Source organism: Kitasatospora sp. NPDC091207, assembly GCF_044768625.1.
In the GTDB taxonomy this organism is placed as follows: domain Bacteria; phylum Actinomycetota; class Actinomycetes; order Streptomycetales; family Streptomycetaceae; genus Kitasatospora.
On record NZ_JBIVVS010000026.1, the window covers coordinates 70,638 to 78,060 of the forward strand.

Here is a 7,423-nt window from a genome sequence, read left to right on the forward strand (position 1 = left end):
ACAGGAGCAGACGATGGTGACGGAGCAGACGGTCGTGCCGGCCGGGGTGACGGCCCGTTGGCGGGCGGTCGCGGCGGCCACCGGACCGGCCGACCGGGCCGCGGTCGAGCGGGCGGTGCGGGCCGCCTACCGGGCGGCCGGGCTGGCCGAGCCGGCCGAGGTGCGGTGGTTCGGCTCGCCCCTGAGGGGGGCGGAGGCGGCCCTGGAGGTGCGGGCCGCCGGTGCGGTGAGCGTCCGCGAGGCCGTGCGCACGCTGCCGTGGGAGGCCGCCCGGCGACAGGCCGTGGAGCGGGTCGGTACGGCGGGGTGGGCACCGCTCTGGGCACTGACCGGCGGTGAACTCGGCCCGGTGACGAACGCACTGGCCGGCCGGATCCGCGACGCGGTGCTCGACCGGCTCGCTCCCGAACCCGACCTCGAACAGGCCGACCGGCCCGAGATCGATGCCGCCCGCGTCCGTCGGACCGCCGTCCGGCTGGCCCTGCTGGACGCCGTCCGGGGTCAGCACGACGCGCCGTGGTTCGCCGCCCTGGAGGCGGCGGGTGTGCTCACCGGAGCGCCGGACGGGCAGGCCGGGGCCGACGCGCTCGCCGACGTCGGGCGCGGAGCCGGCTGGTGGTGGCCGTACGAGGGGGTGGCCCTGGTCAGCGAGCGGCCGGTCGCGCTGCACCGCGACGAGGCGGGCCGGCTCGACCGGGCCGACGGCCCGGCCCTGGAGTTCGCCGACGGCTTCGCCCTGCACGCCTGGCGCGGTATGCCCGTCCCGGCCGACTTCCTGTCCGGCCTCGGCGGGGTCACGGTCGAGCGGATCCGCACGGAGGAGAACGCCGAGCTGCGCCGCGTCCTGCTGGAGCACTACGGCTACGAGCGGTACCTGGCGGACTCCGGCGCCGAGCCGCTGCACCACGACGCGACCGGCAAGCTCTGGCGGATCCAACTCCCGGACGACGAGCCGGTGGTGATGGTCGAGGTGGTCAACTCCACCGCCGAGCCCGACGGCACCTTCCGGACGTACTGGCTGCGTGTCCCGCCGAGCATCCGCACCGCCCGGGCCGGGGTGGCCTGGACCTTCGGCATACCCGAGGCCGAGTACCACCCGCAGCGGGAGACCTGAGCCGGGCCCTCCCCGGTCCGGGGCCGGCCAGCGGGGGGCGCTGCCACCGGCAGCGAGGGGCGGGGGCTCCGGCGACCGTGCGGGCGGAAAGAACCGCCGCCCGCGCCGGGAGAGGCGCGGGCGGCGGTCCTGGTGCTACTCGGGGTCCTGCATGGTGCGGAGGGTCAGGAGATCTCGTTGCCGTTGAACGAGCCGACCACGTTGTCGCCGCCGGTGTTGAAGATGTCGGCCCCGGCGAGCTGGTTGCCGGTGCCGATGACCGTGATGGTCGTGGTGGTCACCGTGGGACCGTCGGCGAACGCCTGGGTCGGAACGGCGGCGGCGGCGCCCATGGCGGCCAGGAGGACGGCGACGGTGCGGACGGTGCGGTACATGGCGTAATCCCTTCGTAGGCTAACTTGCTCTGCACAGTAGGGACTCGGGACAGGGCCCTGGGGGGAATGTCACCCGAATGGGGTGTGTTGCGTGTCGTCCCCGGCCCGGCCCGGACGCAGTCACCCCGGGCGGTCCGGCGCAAGCCCCCGGACACCGGCCCGGACACCGGAACGCCTGCCGACCCCCGCCGCTACGAGAGCGAGGGGCGGTACACCGTCAGGGCGTTCGGCGCCTTGGCCAGGCGCAGGGCACCGGCGGCCGGCAGGCTCTCCCCGTCGACGGCGATCCGGTCGGCGTCGCCGAGCGAGTCGAGGTCCAGGGCGGTCAGCCGGGCGGAGTGGTAGACCCGGGAGCGGTCCAGCGTCCCGGAGAGGAAGGCGGCCGCGAGCCTGGTCCGGGCGAACGGGCTGCCGCCGTCCACCACCCGGATGTCCAGCAGGCCGTCGGCCAGGCCGGTCCGGCGGGTGGGGGCGAAGCCCGGCGGGTCGTAGGCGCCGTTGCCCGCGAACAGCAGCCAGACCCGCCGACGCCGGCCGCCGGCCTCGACGGTGACCGGTTCGGCGTCGGCCAGGGCCCGGGCGACGGCCACCGCCAGGGCCGGCCACTTGCCGAGGCGGCCCTCCAACGACTCGCGGAGCCGGACCAGTTCGGGGTACACGCCGAGGCTGAAGGTGTTCAGGAAGATCCGGCGCTCGGTGTCGTCGGCGGCCAGGCCCAGATCGACCCCGCAGGCGGACCCGGCCTCCACGGCGGCCGCCGTCGCGTCCGGAGACTCGATCCCGAGGTCGAGCGCGAAGTGGTTGAGCGTGCCGCCGGGGAACACGGCCAGCGGCAGGTTGCGCTCGACCGCCAGGGAGGCGGCCAGATTGACGCTGCCGTCGCCGCCGCAGACCCCGAGGGCTCCGCCGGCCGCCGCCGCCCGGTCGGCCGCCTCGCCGAGCAGGGCCGGCAGGTCGTCCTCCGGACCGCACACCCGCACATCCGCGCGCGGCAGCAGCGTACGCAGACCGGCGGCGGTCTCCTCCGGGTCGGTGCTCAGCAACGCCCCGTTCCCGGAGCCGCTGTTGACCACCACCGACAGCCCGGCCCCCTCGGCCAGCGCCGGGGCCGCCCGGCGCGGCGGACCGGCGGGCGGCGGCCGGTCGTCCGTCCGGGGCCACCAACGCAGGGTCAGGGCCGCCAGCCCCGCACCCAGCGCGAAGCCGGCCAGCACATCGCCGGGGTAGTGCGCGCCGGTGTAGACCCGCGACGCGCCGACGGCCACCGCCACCGGCGCCACCGCCGCGCCCAGCAGCGGGGACTCGATCGCGACGGCCGTCGCGAAGGCGGCGGCCGAGGCGGAGTGCCCGGACGGGAACGAACTCGTCACCGGCTGCCGCAGCAACTGCCGCACCACCGGCACCTGGTCCAGCAACGGGCGCGGACGCCGGCTCAGCTGCTTGGCGGCGATGTTGGCCGTGGCCGAGGCCAGCGCCAGTGCCCCGACCCCGCGCAGGGCCGCCCGCCGACCGGCCCGGCCGCCGACCGCCCCGAGCACGGCGGCCGTACCCGTCCAGAGCACCCCGTGGTCCGCGGCGCGGCTCAGGCGGCGCAGCCACGGTTGGGCGTGGGACAGCCGCGCCAGTGCCACCTTGTCGAACAGGGCCCGGTCCACTGCGTCGAGTCGCCTCATCCGACGAGCCTAGACGCGCCGCCGCGGAACCGCGGGGTTTTGAGTACGGGTACTCAGGCGCGTCGGGCCCCGGCGGCGAACACTGGTGGCAGCTCGACCGCCCACCGGAGGACCACACCAGCCATGCTCAGCCGCACCGCAGCCCTCCTCGTACCCGCCTTCGGTTCCCTGCGGGTGAGCGCCGACCCCGGGGCCGTGCTCGCTCCCGGGAGCATCGTCGCGGCCAACCACACCTCACTCGCCGACCCCGCGATCGTGTTCGCCGCCCTGCACCGCCTCGGCGCACGGCCGGTGGTGCTCGCGGCGGCCGGCCTCTGGCACGTGCCGCTCCTCGGGCGGCTGCTGCGCCGCGAGGGACACATCCCCGTCCAGCGCGGCACCGAGCGCGCCGCGGACGCCCTGGACCGGGCCGCCGACGCGCTCGCCGCCGGGCACGTGGTGCTCATCTACGGCGAGGGCGGCCTGCCGCGCCGACGCGACTCCGGTGAGCTGCCGCCCGGCCCGTTCCGCAGCGGCCTCGCCCGGCTGGCGGCCGCCACGGGCGCGCCCGTGGTGCCGCTCGGGCAGGCGGGTGCCCGCCGGGTTACCTCGGGCGGCACGGTGAAGCAGCTCGCCGGCCTCGCCACGGCGCCCGCGCGGCGCCCGGCCCTGCGTGTCCACCTCGGTGCGCCGCTGTGCCTGGGGGCTGACCTCGCCGCCGCGACGGACACCGCCCACCGGGCGGTGACGGCGGCCTGGGCGGCTGCTGCCCGTGGCGCGGCCGCTTGACGGGTGCTGTGCGGGCACGTGCGGTGCTGCCGGATTGCCGTCGAGGGGCGTGGCGCCTGTCGGCCGGTCACGTCCGGTGGGGGCGGGCGGTGCCCCCGGTTGATGGGGTCGGCGGACCGGTGCGGGCCGCGCGAGCGCGGTTGCCGTGCTCGTCGCCGGGGCCCTCGGGCCTTGGTGCTTCGGTCCGTTTCCCCCCGGTTGGCGGGCTGCTGCGGGTGGAACTGGTCTCGCCGCCGTGCCCGCGTGGGCCTGCGTGTCCACCTTGGTGCGCCGCTGTGCCTGGGGGCTGACCTCGCCGCCGCGACGGACACCGCCCACCGGGTGGTGACGGCGGCCTGGGCGGCTGCTGCCCGTGGCGCGGCCGCTTGACGGGCGTTGCGGGGGCACGTGCGGTGTTGCCGGATTGCCGTCGATGGGCGTGGCGTCTGTCGGCCGGTCACGTCCGGTGGGTGATGCCCCGGTTGGTCGGGCCTGCCGACTCGGCCCGGGCCGTGCGAGCCCGGCTGCCGCACTCGTCGCCGGGTCTCTCCGCCTTGGTGCTTCGGTCCGTTCCCATCCGGTCGGCGGGCTGGTGCGCGTGGAACCGGTCTCGCCCGCGCGGCGCCCGGCCCTGCGTGTCCACCTCGGTGCGCCGCTGTGCCTGGGCGGCCGCCTGACGGGCGTTGCGGGGGCACGTGCGGTGCTGCCGGATTGCCGTCGAGGAGCGTGGCGCCTGTCGGCCGGTCACGTCCGGCGGGTGATGCCCCCGGTTGGTCGGGCCGGCGGACCGGCGCGGGCCGCGCGAGCCCGGCTGCCGCGCTCGTCGCCGGGTCCCTCGGACCTCCGTGCTCCGTGCTCCGGAGCACGGTCACGAAGCCGTACCCGCCCGGTCGGCGGGCCGGTGCGCGTGGAACCTGTCGGACCGGCAGCCAGACGGCCACCGGGGCGCCGGTCGTGCCGCCCGGTCACCGCCGAGGCCTTGCCCGGTGGCCCGGCGCCGCTTCCGAGCCCGGCGGAGCCGCCACGGCGTGCTCCTGCGGTGGGCGGCGACAGCCGACGCCGGGCGACCCCGGGCGGGCCAGCGCAGGCGTGGCGGCCGGCGGTGGCGCCGCACACCGGGAGTGCGGCCGGGCGGGTCCACCCGGCTTGGCGCCGTGCTTCCGCCGGACTCCGAAGGCGGACATCGCCGGGGCCGGTTCGTCCACCGGGGTGCGGAGAGGTCCGCTGCCGGCCCGGTGGGTGGAACGGCCCCGTTCCGGTCGGTCGCCGCGCCTCCCTGCCGTAGTGGGAGCGCGCCCGTAGAGGCCCTGCCTGCGGAAATCCGGTTGGCCGGCGCGGCCCGGGCCCGCGATGATGCCGCTATGTCGCGTACGTTCGAAGAGCTGATCACCGAGGCCGAAGCAGTGTCCGTCGACGGCTGGGACTTCTCCTGGCTGGACGGGCGGGCCACCGAGCAGCGCCCGTCCTGGGGCTACCAGCGGCTGCTGGGGGAGCGGCTGGCAGCTGCCTCGGCGGCGCTGGACATCCAGACCGGCGGCGGCGAGGTGCTGGCCGGGGCCGGGCCCCTGCCGCCGGCGATGGTCGCCACCGAGTCGTGGCCGCCCAACGTGGCCCGGGCGACCGGGCTGCTGCACCCGCTCGGGGCGATCGTGGTGGCGGACCCGGACGAGCCCCCGCTGCCCTTCGCCGACGGGGCGTTCGACCTGGTGACCAGCCGTCACCCGGCGACGGTCTGGTGGGCGGAGATCGCCCGCGTGCTGCGGCCCGGCGGTACGTACTTCGCGCAGCACGTCGGTCCGGCGTCGGTGTTCGAGCTGGTCGAGTACTTCCTGGGGCCGCAGCCCCAGGCCCGTCGGGCGCGGCACCCCGACACCGAGAGCGCCGACGCGCGGGCGGCCGGGCTGGAGGTGGTGGACCTGCGGTCCGAGCGGCTGCGGACGGAGTTCTCCGACATCGGGGCGGTCGTGTACTTCCTCCGGAAGGTGATCTGGATGGTGCCCGGGTTCACCGTCGACGCCCATCGCGACCGGCTGCGCGAACTGGACCGGCAGATCCGCGCGGAGGGGCCGTTCGTCGCCCATTCCGCGCGCTTCCTGATCGAGGCCCGCAAGCCGGAGTGAGCCCGCAGGTGCCCGCAGTGCCCGGCGAAGCGCGGCTCTGGCGCGCGTTCCGTGAAAGCTCTCGGGGCACAGCGACGCCGGCGGCGAAAGGTTCAGAGCCACCAGCGAACGAGGGTGACGACGCCGAGGGCCGCGAAGCCCAGGAGCACGAGACCGGCGATGGCGAGACCGGAGCAGAACAGCGAGCCGTCGTGGTCGGTTCCCTGGGCGTGATCCCGGTGCTGGGACTGGTGGCGCACCCCGGGCCAGTGGATGGGGTGGCCGGCCTGGACGGAGGCGGATTCACGGAGCTCGGCCAGCCGGGCGCGAGCGGTCTCCGTGAACGCTGACTGCTCGGGCCCGCGCCAGGCGAGGGCCTCCATCCGGTCGAGCGGATCGGGGTGACGGGCCTCGAAGGCCGCCGCCTCGGCCGGATCCCGGTCCGCGTGGAGGTAGGCCCAGCGGCCGGCCTCGGCCGACTCGCCGTACAGCCGGTAGACCTCGGCCAGCCGCTGCCTGACCGTGAGATCCGTGGGGTAGGAGGACACCAGGCCGCGCAGGCGTTGGCGAGCAAGGGGTATCCGGCCTGCGCGAAGGTCTGCGTCAACCCTGACGAGGGTGCTCTCTAGCGTCACCGGAGCAGCGTGACGGACGAAGAACTCCTGGTCAAAGGACTTTCCAGCCCGCTCGGACCATGTGCTGGGTGATCTTCGGGACGTGAGAAGTACGCCGTTTGCGGAGCAGGTCGGGTTTCGCGCGGGCGAAGATGTGCCTCTTGATCATCTTGATGCGGTGGACGTGGCCCTCGACCGGGCCGGAGGTCCAGCGGAGTGTGAGGCCGGCTATGACGGCGTCCCGGTCCGTGCGCAGACCGGTGGCGAGTGCCCGCAGTTCAGGCAGGACGCCGGCCTCGGCATTCGGGGCCCACCGCTCAAGTTCCGCTTGACACCGGCGGTTGACGAGGATGGAGGCGAACCAGGCGACGAGGTCGCAGGCGGCGTCCAAGTCCGCGCCGCGGTAGCGGAGTTCCTTCAGGACGACGTGGTCGGCCGCAGGCCGATGGTGGGGATGAGCAAGGATCAGCCCGGTCGCCTCGCGGACCAGCTGCCGCAGCCCGGACACGCCGCCTTCGGCGGCCGACATCGGGCGCGGACCCGCACCGACCGGCCGACCGATCGGACGACGTCCACCTTTGGCAGGGCGAACCGAGGACACGGAACGGCCAGGAGTTCAGCGACAGACACCCGTCGTGATCGCCAACCGGCCAGACCTGCGGGCAGCTTTCACGGAACTCGCGCCAGAGCCGGAAGCGCCGGGCCCCCGGGGGGGGGGGCGGGGGGGGGGCCGGGGCGCGGGCGGGGGGCCGGGGGGGGGGGGGGGGGGGGGGCCCGGGGGGGGGGGGGGGGCGGGGGCGGG

Annotated in this window: 7 protein-coding genes; 3 read left to right on the forward strand and 4 right to left on the reverse strand. The window is 76.2% G+C overall.

The features are described from left to right. Positions 1–13 precede the first annotated feature (13 nt). Positions 14–1,114 (forward strand): DUF6745 domain-containing protein, encoded by a 1,101-nt coding sequence (locus tag ACIQTO_RS31455; protein ID WP_402395193.1) that lies wholly within the window; start codon positions 14–16, stop codon positions 1,112–1,114. A gap of 164 nt (positions 1,115–1,278) precedes the next feature. Here ACIQTO_RS31455 and ACIQTO_RS31460 read toward each other — a convergent pair whose 3' ends face one another. Together ACIQTO_RS31460 and ACIQTO_RS31465 are read right to left on the reverse strand one after the other, a co-directional pair. After that, a complete protein-coding gene (locus tag ACIQTO_RS31460) occupies positions 1,279–1,488 on the reverse strand; it encodes a hypothetical protein (protein ID WP_402395196.1) in 210 nt (69 codons plus the stop codon). Between the two features lie 191 nt (positions 1,489–1,679). Continuing rightward, positions 1,680–3,161, reverse strand: coding sequence for a bifunctional phosphatase PAP2/diacylglycerol kinase family protein (locus ACIQTO_RS31465; RefSeq protein ID WP_402395198.1), 1,482 nt, complete (start codon positions 3,159–3,161; stop codon positions 1,680–1,682). A 123-nt stretch (positions 3,162–3,284) separates the two neighbouring features. On the opposite strand from ACIQTO_RS31465, the gene ACIQTO_RS31470 reads away from it, so the two are divergent. Next, complete coding sequence (locus tag ACIQTO_RS31470; RefSeq protein ID WP_402395201.1) at positions 3,285–3,929, forward strand: lysophospholipid acyltransferase family protein; 645 nt, start codon at positions 3,285–3,287, stop codon at positions 3,927–3,929. 1,340 nt (positions 3,930–5,269) lie between these two features. After that, on the forward strand, positions 5,270–6,028 hold the full coding sequence (locus ACIQTO_RS31475) for a class I SAM-dependent methyltransferase (protein WP_402395205.1): 759 nt from the start codon (positions 5,270–5,272) through the stop codon (positions 6,026–6,028). 92 nt (positions 6,029–6,120) lie between these two features. Here the strand turns inward: ACIQTO_RS31475 and ACIQTO_RS31480 are convergent, their stop codons facing one another. Beyond that, a complete protein-coding gene (locus ACIQTO_RS31480; RefSeq protein ID WP_402395208.1) occupies positions 6,121–6,642 on the reverse strand; it encodes a DUF6584 family protein in 522 nt (173 codons plus the stop codon). A 31-nt stretch (positions 6,643–6,673) separates the two neighbouring features. Continuing rightward, positions 6,674–7,150: a transposase gene (locus tag ACIQTO_RS31485; protein WP_402395211.1), complete on the reverse strand. Its 477-nt coding sequence runs from the start codon at positions 7,148–7,150 to the stop codon at positions 6,674–6,676. Positions 7,151–7,423 lie beyond the last annotated feature (273 nt).